Raw genomic sequence first — 21,677 nt, forward strand, 5'->3', positions numbered from 1 at the left:
AGGGCCGCCCTTCGGGGCGGCCCTTTCTGTTTTCGCGGGGGTTGTGCGGGGGTGGGGTCGCTGGTGGGCGGCCCCTTTTTTTCGTCGCCGGGGACCGCCGCCGGGGATGGCCTGTTCCCGTTTTTCGCGGGAGGACGGACCGGGCGCGGGGAGATCTCCCACTTCCGAACGCCTGCCGGTGGACCGCACTTTCTCGTGCTTCCACGGGCGTGTCAGGACCCTGCTGTCCGAGTCAGTAGGCTGGAGAGGTGGATTATCGAGCGGTTGAACGAGCAATCATGGAGCGCGGTGTCGAGTGGAACTTCGAGCCCACTCTGGACAGGATCTCCGCGCTCATGGACGTGCTCGGTTCCCCGCAGCACGCGTATCAGGTCATTCACGTCGCCGGCACGAACGGCAAGTCGAGCACGACGCGAATGATCGAGACCATCCTGCGTGAGCGGAACCTCCGCGTCGGCAGGTTCACCAGCCCCCACCTGGTCTCCATGCGGGAGCGCATCTGCGTCGACGGCGTCCCGCTGAGCGAGGAGCGTTTCACCGAGGTCTACGAGGACATCGCGCCCTACCTGGAGATGATCGACGCCCAGGGCAGGAGGCTCTCCTTCTTCGAGACGCTCACCGCGATGGCCTTCGCGGCCTTCGCCGACGCTCCGGTGGACGTCGCGGTCATCGAGACCGGCATGGGCGGCAGCTTCGACGCCACCAACGTCGCGGACGGCGCGGTCGTCGTCATCACCCCCATCTCCCTCGACCACGTCGACTATCTGGGCTCCGACATCGCGACCATCGCGGGGGAGAAGGCGGGCATCATCAAGCCCGGCGCGACCGCCGTACTGGCCCAGCAGGAACTGCCCGCGGCGGAGGTGCTGCTGCGCCGGGCGGCGGAGACGGAAGTCAGCGTCGCGCGGGAGGGCCTGGAGTTCGGCGTCCTCGGCAGGGAGGTGGCGGTCGGCGGGCAGCTGCTCCATCTGAAGGGCCTGAAGGCCGACTACGAGGAGGTCCTGCTGCCGCTGTACGGCGCGCACCAGGCGGGCAACGCCGCCTGCGCCCTGGCGGCGGTCGAGGCGCTGACGGCCGGAGACGAGGCCCTCGACTCCGAACTGGTCCGGCAGGCCTTCATGCAGGTGCGTTCGCCCGGCAGGCTCGAGGTCGTCCGGCGGGGCCCGACCGTGCTCGTGGACGCCGCGCACAACCCGGGCGGCGTCCAGGCGATGCTGGAGGCGGTGAGCGAGTCCTTCGGATTCTCCCGGCTCATCGGGGTGGTGGCGATGGCCGGCGACAAGGACGTGCGGACCATGCTGGAGCTGATGGAACCCATGGTCGACGAGATCGTGGTGACGCGGAACTCCTCACCGCGTTCCATGGAGGTCGGCGAGCTCGGCGCGCTCACCGAGGACATCTTCGGGACCGAGCGGGTGCGCAGGGCCGACCGGCTCGACGACGCCATCGACATCGGCATCGGCCTGGCCGACGAGGCGGGGGAGCTCGCCGGGGCGGGGGTCCTGATCACCGGGTCGGTCGTCACGGCGGGTGACGCACGGCTGCTGCTCAAGGCGGGAGAGGTCGGATGACCGGGGCCGCTGAGAGAGGGCGAAAGATGATCACTGTCACCCCGGGCATGCGGCGGCTCTGCGCCAGCGTCCTCGGCATGGAGGCGATCGTCGTCGGGCTGACCACCCCGGTGGCGATCAACGTCCAGGGGGTGCCCGCGGGGACGGCGGTGACGGTCGGCATCGGTCTGGCGGTCCTCTGCGTCGTGGTCGCCGGGATGCTCAAGCGGCCGTCCGCCTACGTCGCGGGAAGTCTCGTCCAGGTGCTCGCGATCGTCTCGGGCGTCATGGTCCCGATGATGTTCTTCCTCGGGGCGATCTTCCTGGTGCTGTGGATTACCGCGATATTCGTCGCTCACCGTGTCGAGGGCGTGACTTCACGCTAAAGTCGGCCTACATGGCCGTCCCCCCAACTCAGCCGGCGCGGACGGTGACCGCCGAATCCGCGGTCCCGACGCACGCGCCCCGTTCCTCCGCGTTGCTCGACGTCGTCCTCGGACTCCTCGTCGCGGTGGCGCTCCCACTGGCGATCGTCGCCATCCCCAACACCATCTCGGTGGTGGCCGCGCTTCTTCCGCCCGGTGTCTCCCAGGTCGAGATGATCCGGGCGCACGGGCTGGCGCTGCCCTCGATGGTGGTGACCGTCCCGCTGGCCGCGATCCTCGTGCGCCGCATGCGTCCGGCCCCGCTCCTGATGGGCGGTCTGACGCTGCTCGCGCTCGCCGACGCGGCGGGTGGCTACGCGGACTCGGCCCTGGTGGTCGGCATCCTGCGCGGAGCGCACGGGATCGGCGCGGGCCTGCTCATCCCAGCCACGCTGGTGGCGGTGTGGGAGCGGCCCCGGGTCCTGCGCGCGGTGTGGGCGGGCATGCTCGCGACGAGCCTGCTCGCGGCGCAGGCGCTGGCCCTGTGGCCGCTGGACGAGGCCACGTCCTGGCGGGTCACGCTGCAGCCGTACCCGCTGCTGACCGGTATCGCGCTCGTGCTGGCCGCCTGCCACCTCGTGCTCTCGCTGAGGAGCGGTGAGAGCGGGACGGCCTCCTCGGAGCAGGGTACGGCGGAGCGGGGGCGGCTGCTGATGGCCGCGGTGCCGTCCGTGGGCGTCGCCCTCCTCGCGGTGGGCGTCACCTTCGACTGGTCGGCCGGCCTGGTGGTCCTGACGGCGCTGCTGGCCGTCGTCGCGCTGCTGGGGCTCGCCTCCGCGGGAGCCGCGGAAGGGACAGGAGGCCGTACTCTCGCCTACACCATGGTGGCGGTGGGGGCGGTGATCCTGCCCACGGCGGCCCAGGTCACCTATGTCGAGCTCGGCGGCCTGGGAGGTCCGGGGCTGTCCGGGCTCTGGCCCGCCTTCGTGCTCGCGGGGATCGGCGCGCTCGCCGCCGCCGTACTGGTGAACCGGATGGATGGCGCGGCCGTGCCGATGACGACGGCGGCCGGCCTGGTGGCCGTGGTGATCGGCCTGTGCTCGGTGAGGTTCCTGCTCCCGTCTCCCGACGGGCCTGTTCTGATCGCGCCGTTCGTGCTGCTGGCGGCCGGCGCCGCGGTGGCGCTCACCTCTGCCCTGCGCCTGTCGGGCGTGGGCTCCTCGCTCTTCGCGCTGGCGCTGTTCTTCCCCGCCGTGCTCGGTGGTTTCCTGCTGGGCAGCGGGATCCAGGTGTCCCGGCTGAAGGAGGCCACCTCCTCGCAGGGGCTGGTGGACGGGTTCGTCAGGGCCCTGCACCTGTGGGCGCTGTTCGGCGGAGGCCTGGTGGTCGTGGTGATCGTGCTCTGCGCGCTGCTGGCCCGGCGTGCCGCTGCGGCCACCGGCTCCGGTAGGGCCGCCGCGAACGGCACGGACGCGAACGGCACGGACGCGAAGGGCGCCGGGGGAAGCAGCGCCGAGGGAGACGGCGCGGAGGGGCGGGACACCCGCCCGGGCGAGGGCGTCGGAGCGGACCCCACCCGCGGCGCGGGCGGCGGATCCGGGACGGACACCCTGCCGCGGGTCTCCTCCGGCGCCGGGCCCGCGGGCGCTCCCGTTTCCACGGAGCAGGCCGCCACGGAGCGGACCACCGCGGAGCGGATCTCCCCCCCGGCCGCCGTGGAGCGGGCGGCGGAGGAGACGGAGGACCCGAAGGGCACGGAGGACCCGGAGCGGGTCCCTGGGAGGGGCGCGGGCGCCGGACCTCGGGACGGGGGCGGCAGACGCCTCCCGGACGGCTCCCGGCCGCCGGCGGAGGAGACCGGCCCGGGACCGGTGGTGCCCCCGCCCATGCCCTCGCCCGAGGACGCGGACGGCCCCGGCGGCCACTGACCTCAGTGCCGCTCGTGCTCTCCCGTACGACCCGGTGGCGGAGGTCCGGTGGCGGCTGAACGCCGTGCGCGCCGCGCGGGGCCCGGTGCCCCGCGACCCGGTGCGACGACGGCGCCGGACCCGCGGCCGGGGCGGGCCTGGGGCCCGGTGCCGCCGACCACGGGGGAACCCGCCGGGGACGGTAAACTTCGCCCGTTCACCGCAGTCTGCGGCCCGATCCCGTTCTTCGAAGGAGAACCTCAGTGTCCGAGCGCACTCTTGTCCTGATCAAGCCCGACGGCGTGAAGCGTGGCCTCATCGGCGACGTGATCGCCCGCGTCGAGCGCAAGGGCCTGAAGGTCGTGGCGATGGACCTGCGCACCCTGGACGCGGAGACCGCCAAGGCCCACTACGCCGAGCACTCCGAGCGGCCGTTCTTCGGCGAGCTGGTCGAGTTCATCACCTCCGGCCCGCTCGTCGCCATGGTGCTCGAGGGCCCCCGCGCCGTCGAGGCGTTCCGCGCCCTGGCCGGCCTGACCGACCCGGTGAAGTCCGCCCCCGGCACCATCCGCGGCGACCACGCCCTGGAGATCGGCGAGAACGTCGTGCACGGCTCCGACTCGCCGGAGTCCGCCGCCCGCGAGATCAAGATCTTCTTCCCGGACCGCTTCTGAGCCTCCGGCCGGACCGCTTCTGAGCCTCCGGCTCCGGGCCTCCGGCCCCGCAGGGCCCTGTCATCCGATGGATGGCGGGGCCCTGAGTGCGTTTAGTGACAGTTGAGATTTTCTGGGACAGGCCGCCTCATTATGGGCATAGGTGGGTACACACAGTCACAAAGCGAGTTCGCTCTGTAGTGCTCGCTGATGACCGACGGAAGGAAGGCGGCTTCCCCATGGGCAGCAAGCTCGCATTCCTCGGCCGCGACATGGCGGTCGATCTCGGCACCGCCAACACGCTCGTCTACGTGCGGGGCCGTGGCATCATCCTCAACGAGCCCTCCGTCGTGGCGATCAACACCGTCACCGGGAAGATCGTGGCGATCGGCATCGAGGCCAAACGCATGATCGGGCGGACTCCCGGCAACGTGGAGGCGGTCCGGCCGCTCAAGAACGGTGTCATCACCGACTTCGAAGTCGCCGAGCGCATGCTCCGGTACTTCATCCAGCGGGTGCACGTGCGCCGTCCCTGGGCCAAACCGCGGATCATCGTCGCGGTGCCCAGCGGGATCACCGCCATCGAGCAGCGCGCGGTGAAGGAGGCCGGCTACCAGGCCGGCGCGCGGCGGGTCTACATCGTGGAGGAGCCGATGGCCGCGGCGATCGGCTCGGGCCTGCCGGTGCACGAGCCGACCGGCAACATGGTCGTCGACATCGGCGGCGGCACCACCGAGGTGGCCATCATCTCGATGGGCGGCATGGTGACCAGCCAGTCGATCCGCGTGGGCGGCGACGAGCTGGACCAGGCGATCATCAACTTCGCGAAGAAGGAGTACTCCCTCCTGCTCGGGGAGCGCACCGCCGAGGAGATCAAGATCTCGATCGGCTCGGCCTGCGCGATGTCCGAGGAGGGGCACGCGGAGATCCGCGGGCGCGACCTGGTCAGCGGCCTGCCGAAGATGGTCGTCATGTCGGCGGCGGAGATCCGCGCCGCCATGGAGGAGCCCCTGCACATGATCATCGACGCGGTCAAGACCACGCTGGACAAGTGCCCGCCGGAGCTGTCCGGAGACCTGATGGACCGCGGGATCGTGCTCACCGGGGGCGGCGGCCTCCTGAGCGGCCTGGACGAGCGGCTGAGGGACGAGACGGGGATGCCGATCCACCGGGTGGACAACGCTCTGGACTCGGTCGTCCTGGGCACCGGCAAGTGCGTCGAGGACTTCGAGGCGCTGCACCAGGTCCTCGTTCCGGAGCCGAGACGGTGATGAGGGACACGCGACAGGCACGGGCGACCGTGGGGCTGCTGCTGGCCTCGGCACTGGTGCTCATGACGGTGGACCACCGGTCGGGGCAGGACTCGCCACTCGGCCCGCTCCGGGGCGTCGGCACGGCGGTGTTCGGCGTCGTCGAGCAGGCGGGCGCGAGCGCCGTGCGGCCGGTGGTGGGATTCTTCGAGTCGCTGGCGGCGGCGCCCGAGGCGCAGCGCCGGATAGAGCAGCTGCAGGGTGAGAACTCCCAGCTCAAGTACGCCCTGGCCGCGCAGGCCCTGGACCACCAGCGCTCGGCGGAGCTGCGCCGGCTGCTGGGGCTGGCGGGGGTCGGCGGCTACCGGGTCGTGCCCGCCCAGGTGATCGCCCGGCGCGGGGTGCCCGGCTTCGAGGAGGCCGTCGAACTCGACGTCGGCAGCGCCGACGGGGTGCGGCCGGAGATGACGGTGCTGAACGGCGAAGGACTGGTCGGCAGGGTGGTCCAGACGGGGCCGTACACCTCGACCGTCGCGCTGATCAGCGCGCCCGCCTCCTCCGTGGGGGCCCGGCTGGAGGGCAGCGGGGAGATCGGGATCGTGCAGGGCGCCGGGGAGAACGGCCGCCTGCTCCACTTCCGGCTGCTCGACTCGTCCACACCGGTCACCCCGGGCCAACGGATCGTGAGCTTCGGCTCTCACCGCGGCGTGCCGTACGTGGCGGGGGTGCCGATCGGGGTGGTCGAGCGGGTGGAGCCGACGCCGGGTGAGCTGACCAGGATCGCCTACGCGCGGCCGTACGCCGACATGAGCGCGTTGAACGTGGTCGGTGTGGTGGTGCAGGCCCCGCCCCGGGACCCGCGGGACGCGGTGCTGCCGCCCGCCGGGCGGAGCGGTCAGGGCGCCGCCGCCGGTGGTGGGAACGGGGGCACGCGGTGAACCGGGACGTTCTCTCCGTGGCGGCGCTCCTGCTGGTGATGATCGTGCAGGTCACGTTCGTCAACCGCCTGCCGCTGCCCGGTGACGCCGTGCCCGACCTGGTCATGCTCGGCGTGGTGGGGTACGCGCTGGCCCGGGGCGCCCGCCGCGGAGCCGTCATGGGGTTCGCAGCCGGGCTGCTCGGAGACGTGGTGCCCCCCGTCGCGCACGAGGTCGGGCAGTACGCGCTGGTGCTGTGCCTGATCGGGTTCGTGGCCGGGCGCTGGGCGGAGAGCCGCCCGGAGGCCGGGCCGGCGGTGGCGGCCGGCTGCGCGGCGCTCGGGCCGGTGGTCGCGGTGGTGATCGGGGTGGTCTTCGGCGGGGCGGCCGCCGGCGTGGTCGTGCTCGCCGGTTCGCTCCCCTCGGTGATGCTCTACAACCTGCTGGCAGCACCGCTGATGGTCTGGATGATGACGAGGGTCGCCCGTGGCCGGGAGCGGGCCGTACGGCGGGCGGGACGTCTCGCGGGGGGACGGACATGATCCGCATGAGGCGGCGGCTGATCGTGCTGCAACTGCTGATGGTGGCGCTGCTCGTGCTGCTCGTCGGGCGGCTCTGGCAGGTGCAGGTGGTGGACGGCGCGAAGTACGCGACGGCGGCGACCCAGACGCGCACGCGCGAGGTCGTGGTGCCCGCGGTGCGCGGGCTGATCCTCGACTCGGCGGGACGGCCGCTGGTGCGCAACCGGACCACGCTGGTGATCTCGGTGGACCGGACGAAGCTGGGCCGCATGGAGGACGGGGGGCGGGCCGTGCTGGCACGGCTGGGCGCCGTGCTGGGCCGGGACCCGCAGGAGCTGCGGCTGCGGATGCGGCCGTGCGACGCCAAGGTCTCCCGCCCCTGCTGGGCGGGCTCGCCGCACCAGCCGATCCCGGTCGACGCCGACGTCAGCACGGCGCAGGCGCTGCAGATCATGGAGCGGCAGGAGATGTTCCCCGGCGTCATCGCCGAGACGCAGGCCGTACGGGACCACCCCTACGGAAGCGCGGCCGTGCAGGCGCTCGGCTATCTGCAGCCGGTCACCAAGGAGGAGCTGGAGCGGCGCGAGGGCCTCAAGGCGGAGTTCTCCGGGGTCGACATGGCGGGCCGGGACGGTCTCGAGGAGGTCTACGACGACGAGCTGCGGGGCACCCCCGGCAGGCGGCGGGTCCAGGTGGACCGGCTCGGCCGGCTGCTCGGCGTCGAGCACGAGACGCCCGGCAAGTCCGGCCTCACGCTCATCACCAGCCTCGACGCCAAGGTGCAGGCCGTGGCCGAGCGGGCCGTCGCCGAGGCGATGAAGTCCGCGCCCAAGGCCGACGGCGCGGCGGCGGTGGTGCTGGACGCGCGCACCAGCCGGGTCATCGCCCTGGCCAGCGTGCCGAGCTACGACCCGAAGGTCTGGGCCGGGGGCATCCGGGAGGACGAGTACGAGCGGCTGCTGTCGGACAAGGCCGGCAAACCGCTGGTGTCACGGGCGATCAAGGGGGAGTTCGCTCCCGGATCGACGTTCAAGATGTCGTCGGTGGCCGCGATGCTGCGGGCCGGCTACCCGATCAACGGCCACTACAACTGCCCCGGCGTCTACATGGTGGGCAGCCGCGCCTTCCACAACTTCCGCGGCCGGTCGCTGGGTTCCATGACGCTGCACACGGCGCTGGTGAAGTCGTGCGACACGATCTTCTACCGGGCGGCCTACGAGCAGTGGCTCAAGGACGGCGGGCTGCGTCCCAAGGGCAAGCCGAAGGAAGTGATGGCGAGGACGGCGCGTGCCTTCGGGTTCGGCCGTCCCACCGGGGTCGACCTGCCCGGCGAGTCGCCGGGGCGGATCCCCGACCGGACCTGGAAGAAGAAGATGTGGGCCGCCACCAGGGACGTCAACTGCAAGAACGCCAAGGACGGCTACCGGGACCTGGCCGGGAGTGACGGAGGCCGGGCCGCCTTCCTGACCCGGCTGGCGCACGAGAACTGCCTGGAGGGCCATCTGCTGCGCCCGGGTGACGCGGCCAACTTCTCCATCGGGCAGGGCGACGTGCTGGTGACCCCGCTGCAGCTGGCGACGGCGTACGCGGCGCTGGTCACCGACGGCAGGCTGCGCAGCCCCCGGCTGGGCTGGGCACTGGTCCGGTCGGACGGCACCAGGGTCAGGGAGATCGAGGTGCCGGTGCGGGGCAGGCTCCCCGTCTCCGCGGCCGAGCGGGCCTACATCAAGCGGGCGCTGAGCCAGGTCGCCTCCGACGGTACGGCCGCCGGGGCGTTCCAGGGGTTCCCCATGAAGAAGGTGCGGATCGGCGGCAAGACCGGTACCGCAGAGGTGTACGGCAAGGCCGACACCTCGTGGTTCGCCTCGTTCGCGCCGGTGGAGGACCCGCGGTTCGTGGTCGTCGCCATGGTCTCCCAGGGAGGCCTGGGAAGCGCGGCCGCGGCGCCGGCCGTACGGAAGATCTACGAGGGCATCTACGGGTTCACGCCGAAGGGGAAGCCGGCGCCCAAGGCGCTGCCGGCCGGGACGCCCGCGGCCAAGCTCCCGGCGATCAAGAAGGATGGGACGCTGGCATGGTGAGCCGGGTGACGGCGGTGGCGGGACGCTCCTTCGCCCGCAGGGCGGTCGGGGCGTCCTCACCGGTGTGGCGGGTGGACGCGGCGCTGGCGGTGGCGGTGCTGGCGCTGGCGGTGATCAGTGTGCTGGCGGTGTGGTCGTCCACCCGGACCTGGGTGCCCGGCACCACCGGCCTGGTCAAGAAGCACATCCTCAACCTGGGGGTCGGCGCCGCGCTGGCGGTGGCGGTGACGGCGGTCAACCACCGGGTGATGCGGGCCTACGCGCCGCTGGTGTACCTCGTGGCGCTGGCCGGGCTGATCCTGGTGATCACCCCGGTCGGCGCGGAGGTCAACGGCGCCCACTCCTGGATCATGCTGGGCGGGGGCTTCGCCTTCCAGCCGTCGGAGTTCGCCAAGCTCGCCCTGGTGCTGATGCTCGCCACGCTGCTGGCCCAGCCCGCCGAGGGCAGCGACCGGCCGCGCGGGGCGGACGTCCTGGTCGGGCTGGTGGTCGCCGCCGTGACGATGGGGCTGGTCATGCTCCAGCCCGACTTCGGCACCACGATGGTGCTGGGCGTGATCACGGCGTCGGCGCTGGTCGTCAGCGGGATGCGCAAACGCTGGCTCGTCCTGCTGGTGCTCGCCGTGGCCGGGGCGGGACTGGCCGTCTGGCGGCTCGACGTGCTCGAGCCGTACCAGGTCGCGCGGTTCACCGCCTTCCTCGACCCGTCGACCGACCCGCGGGGGGTCGGCTACAACAGCACCCAGTCGCTGAACGCCGTCGGATCGGGACGGCTGTTCGGCAAGGGCCTGTTCGGCGGCGGGCAGACGATGGGCCGGTTCGTGCCCGAGCAGCACACCGACTTCATCTTCACGGTGGTGGGGGAGGAGTTCGGGTTCCTCGGCTCGGCCACCGTCGTGGTGCTGCTCGGGGTGGTGCTGCTGCGGGCGCTGCGGATCGCGATCCGGTGCGAGGACCGGTTCGGCACGATCGCGGCCGGCACGATCGTGTGCTGGCTGGCCTTCCAGACCTTCATCAACGTCGGCATGACGATCGGGATCATGCCGATCACGGGTCTTCCCCTGCCGTTCCTCTCCTACGGGGGCACCGCGACGTTCACCAACATGATCGCGATCGGGCTGCTCCAGGCGATCCACCTGCGCGCGAGGCTGTGACGCCGCCGGCCGGACCGCTGCCCCGGCCGCGCGTTACCGAAGGGCCTCCGCATGCGCGCGGAATCCGGCTCTCACCGGTGTGCGGTTCGTCGAGCGAACATCGCTGATGGGCCGGGCCCGCCAGGAGCTGCGGCCCCGGCTCGACTCGCTGCGAGCGGGCGACGACCGCCCGTGGCACCCTTTCCAGGCCGATACCCTTGGACGTATGCCTGTCGAGTCACTGTTTCCCCGCCTGGAAGCGCTCCTGCCCAAGGTGCAGAAGCCGATCCAGTACGTCGGGGGTGAGCTCAACTCGACCGTCAAGGACTGGGACTCCGCCGGAGTCCGTTGGGCTCTGATGTACCCCGACGCCTATGAAGTGGGGCTGCCCAACCAGGGCGTTCAGATCCTTTACGAAATCCTCAACGAGCTGCCGGAGACGCTCGCCGAGCGGACCTACGCGGTCTGGCCCGACCTGGAGGCGCTGATGCGCGCCGAGGGCGTCCCGCAGTTCACCGTCGACGCGCACCGGCCGGTGCGGGCCTTCGACGTGTTCGGCGTCTCCTTCTCCACCGAGCTCGGCTACACCAACATGCTGACCGCGCTGGACCTGGCGGGGATCCCGCTGCTGGCCGCCGAGCGCGGTGACGACGACCCGATCGTGCTCGCCGGCGGCCACGCCGCCTTCAACCCGGAGCCGATCGCCGACTTCCTCGACGCCGCGGTGCTGGGTGACGGCGAGCAGATCGCCATCGCCATCACCGAGGTGATCCGCGAGTGGAAGGGCGAGGGCTCGCCCGGCGGGCGCGACGAGCTGCTGATGCGGCTGGCCGAGTCCGGCGGGGTCTACGTGCCGAAGTTCTACGACGTCGAGTACCACCCGGACGGCCGGATCCGGCGGGTCGCCCCGAACCGCCCGGGCGTGCCCTGGCGGATCCACAAGCACACGGTCATGGACCTGGACGAGTGGCCGTATCCGAAGAAGCCGCTGGTCCCGCTGGCGGAGACCGTGCACGAGCGGTTCAGCGTGGAGATCTTCCGCGGCTGCACCCGGGGCTGCCGCTTCTGCCAGGCCGGGATGATCACCCGGCCGGTGCGGGAGCGGTCCATCACCACGATCGGCGAGATGGTCGACGCGGGCGTCAAGGCGTCCGGCTTCAACGAGGTCGGGCTGCTCAGCCTCTCCAGCGCCGACCACTCCGAGATCGGCGACGTCGCCAAGGGCCTGGCCGACCGCTACGAGGGCACCAACACCTCGCTCTCGCTGCCCTCGACCCGGGTCGACGCCTTCAACATCGACCTGGCCAACGAGTTCTCGCGCAACGGGCGCAGGTCCGGTCTGACGTTCGCCCCCGAGGGCGGCTCGGAGCGCATGCGCAAGGTGATCAACAAGATGGTCACCGAGGAGGACCTGATCCGGACCGTCACCACCGCCTACAGCCAGGGCTGGCGGCAGGTGAAGCTCTACTTCATGTGCGGCCTGCCCACCGAGGAGGACGCCGACGTCCTGGCCATCGCCGGTCTGGCCAAGAAGGTCATCCAGGCGGGCCGGGAGGCGACCGGTTCGCGGGACATCCGCTGCACGGTCTCCATCGGCGGGTTCGTGCCCAAGCCGCACACGCCGTTCCAGTGGGCGGCGCAGGCCGACCACGAGACGGTGGACCGTCGCCTGAAGGCGCTGAAGGACGCCCTGCGCGGCGACAAGGAGTACGGCCGGGCCATCGGCCTGCGCTACCACGACGGCAAGCCCTCGATCGTGGAGGGCCTGCTGTCGCGGGGCGACCGCCGGGTGGGCGCCGTCATCCGCGCGGTCTGGGAGGACGGCGGCCGGTTCGACGGCTGGAGCGAGCACTTCTCCTACCAGCGCTGGATGGACGCCGCGGCCAGGGCCGGGGTCGACGTCGACTGGTACACCACGCGTGAGCGCGAGGAGAACGAGGTCCTGCCCTGGGACCACCTCGACGCCGGCCTCGACCGCGAATGGCTCTGGCAGGACTGGCAGGACGCCGTGAGCGGCGGCGAGGTCGAGGACTGCCGCTGGACGCCGTGCTACGACTGCGGCGTCTGCCCCACGATGGGCACCGAGATCCAGATCGGCCCGACGGGCAGGAAGCTCCTGCCGCTGACGGTCGTGTGACGGTCCGCGCCGGCGCCCTGCCCCTCCTCCGCGCCACGGGGCGAGGGGCGGCGCCGCACCCTTCGGGGGAAGAAGCTCGTGTTATCGGAGGTTGTCTGAGGTAGGCCGTGCCCCGCACGGCCCGCCCGCAGATGAGACGACCGCGACGAGGAAGGACGACACCACTCTGAAACCCGTTCCCGATGGGCCCCCGCCCGCACCCGTGGCGCAGCGCCTGCGTGTGCGCTACGCCAAGCGCGGCCGCCTGCGCTTCACCAGCCACCGTGACATCTCCCGGGCTCTCGAGCGCGCGCTCCGGCGCGCGGATGTCCCCGTGGCCTACAGCGCCGGTTTCTCACCTCATCCGAGGATCTCCTACGTCGGGTCGGCCGCCCCGACCGGGGTCGCCAGCGAGGCCGAGTACCTCGAGATCAGCCTGGCGCGCAGGTGCGATCCCGGCGGGGTGAGAGCCGCCCTGGACGCCTCGCTCCCGCCCGGCCTCGACGTGCTCGACGTCGTGGAGGCGGGCCCGGGGAGCCTGGCCGACCGGCTGGAGTGCTCGGTGTGGCAGGTGAGGTTGCCGGGAGCCGACCCCGGTCTCGCCCGTGCGGCGGTGGAGCGGTTCAACGCCGCCGAGCGGATCGAGGTGGAGCGCCTGACGAAGAAGGGGATGCGCCGCTTCGACGCGCGCGAGGCGGTGCTGAGCCTGGCGGTGCCGGAGGGAACGGAGACAACAGCAGGTCAGGCGTCCGGTCAGTCATGTGTCATACTTCGCATGGTTGTACGGCACGCAACTCCTGCCGTTCGACCCGACGACGTTCTCACCGGATTGCGTCTCGTGGCCGACTTCGCGCCGCCGGTGCCCCCCGAGGTGACCAGGCTGGCGCAGGGGCCGCTGGACGTGCGCACCGGTGCGCCCGCCGACCCGTTCGACCTGGACCGCGACAACACGCGCGGCGGTGACACGAGACCGGTGAGCGAACACGTCGGCGGCGACCTATAGGACTTGGCGCCGGGCCCCGGCCCGGCGGACATCGACAGACGAGAGCCCCTGCGCGGCCGCGGAGACGTGCCCGGGGGCTGACGGGAGAGCGCCCGCATGCTCGACAACGAACCCGCCGTCGGGGCCAACGGCCCCACGGGGGACATAACGGAGAAGACAGTTCAGCCGCGCCGCCGGCGGGCCGCGAGCAGGCCCGCGGGCCCGCCGCCGGAGCCGGAGGACCTGAAGCCCGCCCCGGCGCCCCGGCCGGAGCCCGCGCAGCCGCGGGTGGAGCCCGCCGTGGCGGGAGAGGCCGTGCAGGAGGCGGCCGTGCAGGAGGCGGCGCCCAAGCGCGCCACCCGGCGCAGGGCCGCCCCCGCAGAGATCGCGGCGGCCACCGGGACAGCTGCTGAGACGGCCACCGAGACGGCCGCTGGGAGCAAGGCCGCCACGCGGCGCGGCCGTACCCGGAAGGCGGAGGCCGAGCCGGCGGCGGAGGCCCCCGCGGCCGAGGCCGCGCAGCCCGCACCCGCCCCCGGAGACACCGGGGCCGCGAGCGCCGCCCCGGCCAAGCGGACCCGCACGCGCAAGAAGGCCGCCGCCCAGGAGAGCGTCCCGGAGACGGCAGGGGAGGAGACCCGGCCCGAGCCCGCGCCGCTCCTCGACGACCTCACCGAGGCCGAGGCCGAGGAGGTCGCCGCCGCCCTGCGGCTCTCGGTGTCCGCCGAGGAGCAGGAGGAGCCCGCCGAGGAGGAGGACGCCGGGCAGCGGTCGGAGGCGGTCGCCGACCCGTTCGGGCTGACGGCCGCCCAGCGTCCCGAGGTGCCCTCGGTGACCTTCCAGGCCCCCGCCGCGGTGTTCCAGCCGCTCTTCCAGGCCCCCGACCCGTCCCTGATCCAGCAGCCCGCGCGCCCCGCCGCGCAGCCGCCGTTCGAGCCCGCCGAGGCCGAGGAGGAGCCGGAGGGCGCCGAGGAGCCCGAGGAGGAGGGCGAGGAGGAGGCCGGCGGCCGCCGCCGTCGCCGCCGCAGGGGCGGGCGCGGCCGGGGGCGGACGCGTGAGCAGGAGGAGGCCGAGGGCGGCGAGCCCGAAGAGGGCGAGGCCGAGGACGCCGAGGGCGCCGAGGCGGAGGACGCCGGGAGCGCGGCGGCCGAGGAGGCCGAGGCCGCGGAGGCCGGCACCTCGCGCCGGCGGCGCCGTCGCCGCCGCAGGGGCTCCGAGGAGGCCGAGGACGTCCAGGACGTCCCGCCGAACACCGTGGTGCGTATCCGCGCGCCCCGCGCCGGGCGCGGCAGCGCCATGGACGAGGTGCAGAGCGTGCGCGGCTCGACCCGTCTCGAGGCCAAGAAGCAGCGCCGCAGGGAGGGCCGCGAGCTCGGCCGGAGGCGCCCGCCGATCATCACCGAGTCGGAGTTCCTGGCCCGCCGGGAGTCCGTCGAGCGGGTGATGGTGGTCCGCCGCACCGGAGGCCGGACCCAGATCGCGGTGCTGGAGGACGACATCCTCGTCGAGCACTACGTGGACCGCGAGGCGAGCCAGTCCTACGTGGGCAACGTCTACCTCGGCAAGGTGCAGAACGTCCTGCCGAGCATGGAGGCGGCCTTCGTCGACATCGGCAAGGGCCGCAACGCGGTGCTGTACGCCGGCGAGGTCAACTTCGACACCGCCGGGCTGGAGGGCCAGCCCAAGCGGATCGAGGCGGCCCTGAAGTCGGGGCAGTCCGTGCTCGTCCAGGTCACCAAGGACCCCATGGGGCACAAGGGCGCCCGGCTGACGTCGCAGATCAGCCTGCCCGGCCGCTACCTGGTCTACGTGCCCGACGGTTCGATGACCGGGATCAGCCGCAAGCTCCCCGACAAGGAGCGCACCCGGCTCAAGAGCATCCTGAAGAAGGTCATGCCGGAGAACGCCGGTGTGATCGTCCGCACGGCCGCCGAGGGCGCCTCCGAGGAGGAGCTCGGCCGCGACGTGGCCAGGCTCTCGGCGCAGTGGGAGAACATCCAGCGCAAGGCCAAGACGGCCAGCGCGCCGGAGCTGCTCTCCTCCGAGCCGGACATGACCGTCCGGGTGGTCCGGGACGTCTTCAACGAGGACTTCGCCTCCCTGGTCGTCCAGGGCGACGAGGCGTGGACCACGGTGGACGAGTACGTCCGCTACGTGGCTCCGCACCTGGCCGACCGCGTGACCAGGTGGGAGGAGGACGGCGACGTCTTCTCCGCCTACCGGATCGACGAGCAGATCGCCAAGGCGATGGAGCGCAAGGTCTGGCTGCCCAGCGGCGGCTCGCTGGTGATCGACCGGACCGAGGCGATGACCGTCGTCGACGTCAACACCGGCAAGTTCACCGGCCAGGGCGGAAACCTCGAGGAGACCGTCACCCGCAACAACCTGGAGGCGGCCGAGGAGATCGTCCGTCAGCTCAGGCTGCGGGACATCGGCGGCATCATCGTGATCGACTTCATCGACATGGTGCTGGAGAGCAACCGCGACCTGGTGCTCCGGCGGCTGCTGGAGTGCCTGGCCCGGGACCGGACCAAGCACCAGGTCGCCGAGGTCACCTCCCTGGGCCTGGTCCAGATGACCCGCAAGCGCGTCGGGCAGGGCCTGCTGGAGGCGTTCTCCACCGTGTGCGACTGCTGCAACGGCCGGGGGCTGCACATCTCGACCGAGCCGGTCGAGGGCAGAGCGGAGCCGCGCGGCACCCAGGGCAAGATGGCCGTGGAGAAGGCCGTCGCGGAGAAGCTCGCCAAGGAGGCCGCCAAGGAGGTCGGGAACGCCGTCGCCGCCAGTGAGTCCTCCGGACGTGATACGGTGACCGATGCGCTTGACGACGTCCAGGTCGAGGACGCGCAGGCCGTACAGGGTGCCGGGAAGGGGCGGAGACGCTCCCGCAAGGCCAAGTCGGCCGACTAGGTTCCCCTCCGCCGCCGGCGGAGGGACCCAGGTCCGACATCGCCGGCGCGCCTCGTCGCGCCGGCACCCCGACGTTCCGCCCGGTTCGACCAGGGTCCGGTAGTCCGGTACCCTGATGAATCGGTGCGCTAGTGGCGCGCCCTGTTCGCGCGCCCACCTGGTACGTCGGTCAAACGGTGACCACAGCCGGATGCGGGCGCAGCATCCAGCGAGCAAGTAGGCAGAAGAAGGGTTCCGCGGTGTACGCGATCGTTCGTTGCGGCGGCAGGCAGCAGAAGGTCTCCGTCGGTGACGTCCTCGAGGTGGACAAGGTCGCCGGTGAGGTCGGTTCCACGGTTACGCTGCCGACGGTGCTCGTCGTCAACGATGGCGACGTGACCACCGAGGCGGGCAAGTTCACCGTCGCCGCCGAGATCCTCGGCGAGACCAAGGGTCCGAAGATCCGGATCCTCAAGTACAAGAACAAGACCGGTTACAAGAAGCGCCAGGGTCACCGCCAGCGGTACACCCAGGTGAAGATCACCGGCATCAACCAGGCCTGAGTTCGGGAGCTTTGAGAGATGGCACACAAGAAGGGCGCGTCGTCCACTCGGAACGGCCGCGACTCCAACGCTCAGCGGCTCGGTGTGAAGCGTTTCGGCGGCCAGCTGGTCAACGCCGGTGAGATCATCGTCCGCCAGCGCGGCACCCACTTCCACCCGGGCGACAACGTCGGCCGCGGTGGCGACGACACGCTGTTCGCGCTGGCCGCCGGCCACGTGCAGTTCGGCTTCAAGCGCGGTCGTCGCGCGGTGAGCATCGTCCCGGTCGCGGAGTAGATCCGCACCGCACGACGTTACGACAGGGGTGGATCGCGATCAGCGGTCCGCCCCTGTTCGTGTGTGAGCGGGGTTTCCCGCCGAGCAAGATCCCGGTGATGGGGGTAGGAGAAGCAGACATGCCGGACTTCGTGGACCAGGTGGTCCTGCACATCAAGGCCGGTGACGGGGGACATGGCTGCGCCTCTGTGCATCGGGAGAAGTTCAAGCCGCTGGGCGGCCCCGACGGCGGTAACGGGGGCCGCGGCGGGGACGTGATCCTCGAGGTCGACCCGAACACCGCGACCCTGCTGGAGTACCACCGCCGCCCGCACCGCAGGGCCGAGAACGGCAAGCAGGGCTCCGGCTCCAACCGCGACGGCGCCAACGGCGCCGACGTCGTCCTGCCCGTCCCCGACGGGACCGTCGTCAAGGACGCCGCCACCGGCGAGGTGCTCGTCGACCTGATCGGCGCGGGCACCCGCTACGTGGTGGCCCAGGGCGGCCACGGCGGCCTGGGCAACGCGGCGCTGGCCTCGGCCAAGCGCAAGGCCCCCGGCTTCGCGCTGCTCGGCGAGCCCGGCGACCAGCTCGACGTGCTGCTGGAGATGAAGAGCGTCGCGGACGTGGCGCTGGTCGGCTTCCCCAGCGCGGGCAAGTCCTCCCTCATCGCGGCGCTCAGCGCGGCCCGCCCGAAGATCGCCGACTACCCCTTCACGACGCTGGTGCCCAACCTCGGCGTGGTCACCGCCGGCGAGACGGTCTTCACCGTCGCCGACGTGCCCGGACTGATCCCCGGAGCCTCCGAGGGCAAGGGCCTGGGCCACGAGTTCCTGCGCCACGTCGAGCGGTGCAACACGCTCGTGCACGTGATCGACTGCGCGACCATGGAACCGGGCCGCGACCCGATCAGCGACTACGAGGTCATCGAGGCCGAGCTGGCCGCCTACGGCAAGCTGGAGGACCGGCCGCGGCTGGCGGTGCTCAACAAGGCCGACGTGCCCGACGCGCGCGAGCTGGCCGACATCGTCCGGCCGCTGCTCGAGGAGCGGGGGCTGCGGGTCTTCGCGATCTCCGCGGCCACCCACGAGGGCCTGAAGGAGCTGACCTACGCCATGGGCGAGATGGTCGCCGCCGCCCGCGCCGCCGCGCCGGCGCCCGAGCCGACCCGCCTGGTCATCAGGCCCAAGCAGATCGGCGACACCGGGTTCACCGTGCGCCGGGTCGACGAGAACACCTTCCAGGTCACCGGGGCCAAGCCGGAGCGGTGGATCCGCCAGACGGACTTCACCAACGACGAGGCCGTCGGCTACCTCGCCGACCGGCTGGAGCGCCTCGGCGTCGAGGAGGAGCTCCTGGCGGCCGGGGCCAAGGCGGGGGCCGAGGTCGTCATCGGCTCCATGGAGGACGGCTACATCTTCGACTGGCAGCCGACGCTCAACGCCGAGGCCGTGCGGCAGGGACCGCGCGGCACCGACAACCGGCTCGGCTGACCGCTTCCCCGCACCTGCTCCACGAGAAAGGCACGCGTCGTGACCACCCCTGCGCGCGATCGCATCCGTACGGCCTCACGCCTCGTCGTGAAGGTGGGCTCGTCCTCGCTCACCACCCCGCAGGGGATGATCGACGTCGACCGGGTGGACGCCCTGGTCGACGTGCTCGCCGCCCGGCGGAAGGCCGGCACGCAGATCGTGCTGGTCTCCTCCGGCGCGATCGCGGCCGGGCTCGGCCCGCTGGGCCTGTCCGCCCGCCCCCGCGACCTGGCCACCCAGCAGGCCGCGGCCTCGGTCGGCCAGGGCGTGCTGGTGGCCCGCTACACCTCCTCCTTCGCCCGGTACGGCCTGCGCGTCGGGCAGGTGCTGCTCACCGCCGACGACATGATGCGCCGCGCGCACCACGTCAACGCCCAGCGCACGCTGCACCGCCTGCTGGAGCTGGACATCGTCCCGATCGTCAACGAGAACGACACCGTGGCCACCGACGAGATCCGCTTCGGGGACAACGACCGTCTCGCCGCGCTGGTCGCCCACCTGACCCGCGCCGACGCGCTGGTGCTGCTGTCGGACGTGGACGCCCTCTACGACGGCGACCCCCGCAGGCCCGGCGCCCGGCGGCTGACGGACGTGCGCGGCCCCGAGGACCTGGCCGAGGTCGAACTCGGCAAGGGCGGCGCGGTCGGCACCGGCGGCATGGTCACCAAGGTGCAGGCGGCCCGGATCGCCACCGGCGCGGGGGTGCCCGTGGTGCTCACCGCCGCCGCGCACGCCGCCCAGGCGCTCGCCGGGGCCGACGTCGGCACCTACTTCCACCCGGCCGGGCGGCACCCCGGCACCCGGCTGCTCTGGCTGGCGCACGCCACCACCGGCCGCGGCCGTCTGCTCCTGGACCCGGGAGCGGTCGAGGCGGTCGTCGGGCGCCGCAAGTCACTGCTGCCCGCCGGGGTCGTCGGCGTGGAGGGCGACTTCGCCGCGGGGGACCCGGTGGACCTGTGCGGCCCGCTCGGCGAGGTCGTCGCCCGCGGCCTGGTCAACTTCGACGCCGCGGAGATCCCGGACCTGCTCGGCCGCTCCACCAGGGAGCTGGCCAGCGCCCTCGGTCCGGAATACGAACGCGAGCTGATCCACCGTGACGACATCGTCATACTGGATACCACCAACTAGTTCCCTGGAGCGCGACATGTCTGCGTCGGAAGACTTCCTGAAGGTAGCCCGGGCGGCGAAGGAGGCCGCCACCGAGCTGGCCCCGCTGCCGCGGGCGCCGAAGGACGCCGCGCTCCGGGCGATCGCCGACGCGCTGGTGGCCCGCTCCGCCGAGATCATCGAGGCCAACGCGCGCGACGTGGTGAAGGCCCGTGAGAACGGCACCTCCGAGTACATGATCGACCGGCTCAGCCTGACCGCCGGGCGCGTCGAGGTCATCGCCGAGGCCGTCCGGCAGATCGCCGACCTGCCGGACCCGGTGGGCGAGGTGGTCCGGGGGAGCACGCTGCCCAACGGGCTGGAGCTGCGCCAGCTCCGCGTCCCGCTCGGCGTGGTCGGCATCATCTACGAGGGCCGGCCCAACGTCACGGTCGACGCGGCCGCGCTCTGCCTCAAGAGCGGCAACGCCACCCTGCTGCGCGGCTCCTCCAGCGCCTACGAGTCCAACACGGTGCTCGTGAGGGTCATGCAGGAGGCACTGGCGGGCACGGCCGTCCCGGCGGGGGCCGTGCAGCTGGTGCCCGGCCAGACCCGTGACTCGGCCAAGGAGCTCATGCGGGCCCGCGGCCTGGTCGACGTGCTGATCCCGCGCGGCGGCGCCTCGCTGATCAGCTCGGTGGTGCAGGAGTCGACGGTGCCGGTCATCGAGACCGGCACCGGCAACTGCCACGTCTACGTCGACGCCGAGGCCGACCTCGACCTGGCGGTCGAGATCCTGCTCAACGCCAAGGCCCAGCGCCCCTCGGTCTGCAACGCCGCCGAGACGCTCCTCGTGCACGCCGCCGTGGCCGACGCCTTCGTGCCGCGGGCGCTGGCGGCGCTGGCCGGGGCGGGCGTGACGGTCCACGGCGACGCGCGCATCGCCGCCTACGGCGAGGCCGTGGTGCCGGCGGAGGAGGAGGACTTCCGCGCCGAGTACCTCTCGCTGGACATCGCCGCGGCCGTGGTCGACTCCCTGGAGGACGCGGTCCGGCACATCAGGGAGTACGGCTCCGCGCACACCGAGGCGATCGTCACCCGGTCGGTCACCGCGGCCCGCAGGTTCGTCGCGCTGGTCGACTCCGCGGCCGTGGCGGTCAACGCCTCCACCCGGTTCACCGACGGCGGGGAGTTCGGGTTCGGCGCGGAGATCGGCATCTCCACCCAGAAGCTGCACGCCCGCGGCCCGATGGGCCTGCCCGAGCTGACCTCCACCAAGTGGGTCTACACCGGTGAGGGCCACCTGCGGACCTCGGAGGGGACCGTCATCCCGTCCTGCGGGGGCGCCTCCGCGCTGGACTGAGGGCGGAGGTCACGCTGGAGGCGATGCCCGGTGGCGGGACCCGGATCCGCCGGCGGGCGCGTCTCCACGGCCGGCTGCCCGGCCAGGGCCCGGTGGTCCGGCCGGTGCTCCGCCGCCTCGTTCAGGATCCGGTCAAGCGACTCGCCGACTGCGGTATGCGACCGTGTCGGTTCGCTGAGTGATGGGAAGGGGTGGTTGGATTGGCCCTCATGCAGATCGTGATCGGGATCCTCTTCGTGGGCGTCGTGCTGCTCTCCGTCGACAGGCTGATGCTGTTCCTGGAGAGCCGGGGGCACGTGAACTGGCGGCGCAAGGGACGTCTGGACCTGTCGTCGGAGCCCGTGGCGGAGCTGGAGAGCCTGCTCGTCCCTGAGCCGGGGGAGCCCGCGGACGCCGAGCCGCTGGAGCGCCTCGTCCCGCAGAACCGGGAGTACGCGGGCCGGTCCTGAGCCTCCCGCCCCTTCCCCCGCCGCACTGATCCTCCGGCCCTCGTCACACTGATCCTCCGGCGTCC

The 21,677-nt window shown here is 72.3% G+C and carries 18 protein-coding genes; all 18 read left to right on the forward strand.

Going from position 1 to position 21,677, the window contains the following annotated elements; genetic code table 11:
• Positions 1 to 278 precede the first annotated feature (278 nt).
• The gene (locus ACFOWE_RS22055) at positions 279 to 1,571 is read left to right on the forward strand and encodes a bifunctional folylpolyglutamate synthase/dihydrofolate synthase (RefSeq protein ID WP_377290779.1); all 1,293 of its coding nucleotides are present in this window, start codon (positions 279 to 281) and stop codon (positions 1,569 to 1,571) included.
• Positions 1,572 to 1,597: 26 nt separating this feature from the next.
• Positions 1,598 to 1,936, forward strand: a complete 339-nt coding sequence (locus ACFOWE_RS22060) for a DUF4233 domain-containing protein (RefSeq protein WP_377290781.1) — start codon at positions 1,598 to 1,600, stop codon at positions 1,934 to 1,936.
• Between the two features lie 11 nt (positions 1,937 to 1,947).
• A complete protein-coding gene (locus ACFOWE_RS22065; RefSeq protein ID WP_377290783.1) occupies positions 1,948 to 3,843 on the forward strand; it encodes a hypothetical protein in 1,896 nt (631 codons plus the stop codon).
• A 242-nt stretch (positions 3,844 to 4,085) separates the two neighbouring features.
• A complete protein-coding gene (ndk, locus tag ACFOWE_RS22070; RefSeq protein WP_377290785.1) occupies positions 4,086 to 4,496 on the forward strand; it encodes a nucleoside-diphosphate kinase in 411 nt (136 codons plus the stop codon).
• 218 nt (positions 4,497 to 4,714) lie between these two features.
• Entirely contained in the window at positions 4,715 to 5,746 is a 1,032-nt protein-coding gene (gene mreB / locus ACFOWE_RS22075; protein WP_377290787.1) for a rod shape-determining protein, read from the forward strand.
• The gene (gene mreC, locus ACFOWE_RS22080; protein ID WP_377290788.1) at positions 5,746 to 6,663 is read left to right on the forward strand and encodes a rod shape-determining protein MreC; all 918 of its coding nucleotides are present in this window, start codon (positions 5,746 to 5,748) and stop codon (positions 6,661 to 6,663) included. The genes mreB and mreC overlap by 1 nt, the downstream gene beginning before the upstream one ends.
• The gene (gene mreD, locus ACFOWE_RS22085) at positions 6,660 to 7,184 is read left to right on the forward strand and encodes a rod shape-determining protein MreD (protein WP_377290790.1); all 525 of its coding nucleotides are present in this window, start codon (positions 6,660 to 6,662) and stop codon (positions 7,182 to 7,184) included. Before mreC ends, mreD begins: the two co-directional genes overlap by 4 nt.
• Positions 7,181 to 9,244: a penicillin-binding protein 2 gene (gene mrdA, locus ACFOWE_RS22090; RefSeq protein ID WP_377290792.1), complete on the forward strand. Its 2,064-nt coding sequence runs from the start codon at positions 7,181 to 7,183 to the stop codon at positions 9,242 to 9,244. The genes mreD and mrdA overlap by 4 nt, the downstream gene beginning before the upstream one ends.
• On the forward strand, positions 9,238 to 10,398 hold the full coding sequence (rodA, locus tag ACFOWE_RS22095) for a rod shape-determining protein RodA (RefSeq protein WP_377290793.1): 1,161 nt from the start codon (positions 9,238 to 9,240) through the stop codon (positions 10,396 to 10,398). Before mrdA ends, rodA begins: the two co-directional genes overlap by 7 nt.
• 205 nt (positions 10,399 to 10,603) lie before the next feature.
• Positions 10,604 to 12,514: a TIGR03960 family B12-binding radical SAM protein gene (locus ACFOWE_RS22100; RefSeq protein ID WP_377290794.1), complete on the forward strand. Its 1,911-nt coding sequence runs from the start codon at positions 10,604 to 10,606 to the stop codon at positions 12,512 to 12,514.
• A gap of 202 nt (positions 12,515 to 12,716) precedes the next feature.
• Positions 12,717 to 13,496 (forward strand): TIGR03936 family radical SAM-associated protein, encoded by a 780-nt coding sequence (locus tag ACFOWE_RS22105; protein WP_377290795.1) that lies wholly within the window; start codon positions 12,717 to 12,719, stop codon positions 13,494 to 13,496.
• A gap of 96 nt (positions 13,497 to 13,592) precedes the next feature.
• A complete protein-coding gene (locus tag ACFOWE_RS22110) occupies positions 13,593 to 16,385 on the forward strand; it encodes an Rne/Rng family ribonuclease (protein ID WP_377290797.1) in 2,793 nt (930 codons plus the stop codon).
• Positions 16,386 to 16,624: 239 nt separating this feature from the next.
• Positions 16,625 to 16,927 carry a 50S ribosomal protein L21 gene (gene rplU / locus ACFOWE_RS22115; protein WP_344861873.1) on the forward strand — a complete coding sequence of 101 codons (303 nt, stop codon included), beginning with the start codon at positions 16,625 to 16,627 and terminating at the stop codon, positions 16,925 to 16,927.
• 18 nt (positions 16,928 to 16,945) lie between these two features.
• Positions 16,946 to 17,203 (forward strand): 50S ribosomal protein L27, encoded by a 258-nt coding sequence (rpmA, locus tag ACFOWE_RS22120; protein ID WP_344861869.1) that lies wholly within the window; start codon positions 16,946 to 16,948, stop codon positions 17,201 to 17,203.
• Positions 17,204 to 17,322: 119 nt separating this feature from the next.
• Entirely contained in the window at positions 17,323 to 18,675 is a 1,353-nt protein-coding gene (gene obgE / locus ACFOWE_RS22125) for a GTPase ObgE (protein ID WP_377290799.1), read from the forward strand.
• A gap of 39 nt (positions 18,676 to 18,714) precedes the next feature.
• Positions 18,715 to 19,842 (forward strand): glutamate 5-kinase, encoded by a 1,128-nt coding sequence (gene proB, locus ACFOWE_RS22130; protein WP_377290801.1) that lies wholly within the window; start codon positions 18,715 to 18,717, stop codon positions 19,840 to 19,842.
• A 16-nt stretch (positions 19,843 to 19,858) separates the two neighbouring features.
• Complete coding sequence (locus ACFOWE_RS22135; protein WP_377290803.1) at positions 19,859 to 21,163, forward strand: glutamate-5-semialdehyde dehydrogenase; 1,305 nt, start codon at positions 19,859 to 19,861, stop codon at positions 21,161 to 21,163.
• 209 nt (positions 21,164 to 21,372) lie between these two features.
• Positions 21,373 to 21,612, forward strand: coding sequence for a hypothetical protein (locus ACFOWE_RS22140; protein ID WP_377290805.1), 240 nt, complete (start codon positions 21,373 to 21,375; stop codon positions 21,610 to 21,612).
• Positions 21,613 to 21,677 lie beyond the last annotated feature (65 nt).

Origin of the sequence: Planomonospora corallina, assembly GCF_042650625.1 — a bacterium.
GTDB lineage: Bacteria > Actinomycetota > Actinomycetes > Streptosporangiales > Streptosporangiaceae > Planomonospora_B > Planomonospora_B corallina.

Coding starts and splice junctions, on each gene's coding strand:
- ACFOWE_RS22065 (WP_377290783.1), top strand. CDS start 1,948: ATGGCCGTCCCCCCAACTCAGCCGGCGCGGACGGTGACCGCCGAATCC.
- ACFOWE_RS22110 (WP_377290797.1), top strand. CDS start 13,593: ATGCTCGACAACGAACCCGCCGTCGGGGCCAACGGCCCCACGGGGGAC.
- rodA (WP_377290793.1), top strand. CDS start 9,238: ATGGTGAGCCGGGTGACGGCGGTGGCGGGACGCTCCTTCGCCCGCAGG.
- ACFOWE_RS22135 (WP_377290803.1), top strand. CDS start 19,859: ATGTCTGCGTCGGAAGACTTCCTGAAGGTAGCCCGGGCGGCGAAGGAG.
- mreC (WP_377290788.1), top strand. CDS start 5,746: ATGAGGGACACGCGACAGGCACGGGCGACCGTGGGGCTGCTGCTGGCC.
- ACFOWE_RS22140 (WP_377290805.1), top strand. CDS start 21,373: ATGCAGATCGTGATCGGGATCCTCTTCGTGGGCGTCGTGCTGCTCTCC.
- obgE (WP_377290799.1), top strand. CDS start 17,323: ATGCCGGACTTCGTGGACCAGGTGGTCCTGCACATCAAGGCCGGTGAC.
- ACFOWE_RS22100 (WP_377290794.1), top strand. CDS start 10,604: ATGCCTGTCGAGTCACTGTTTCCCCGCCTGGAAGCGCTCCTGCCCAAG.
- ACFOWE_RS22055 (WP_377290779.1), top strand. CDS start 279: ATGGAGCGCGGTGTCGAGTGGAACTTCGAGCCCACTCTGGACAGGATC.
- rpmA (WP_344861869.1), top strand. CDS start 16,946: ATGGCACACAAGAAGGGCGCGTCGTCCACTCGGAACGGCCGCGACTCC.
- mrdA (WP_377290792.1), top strand. CDS start 7,181: ATGATCCGCATGAGGCGGCGGCTGATCGTGCTGCAACTGCTGATGGTG.
- mreB (WP_377290787.1), top strand. CDS start 4,715: ATGGGCAGCAAGCTCGCATTCCTCGGCCGCGACATGGCGGTCGATCTC.
- ACFOWE_RS22060 (WP_377290781.1), top strand. CDS start 1,598: ATGATCACTGTCACCCCGGGCATGCGGCGGCTCTGCGCCAGCGTCCTC.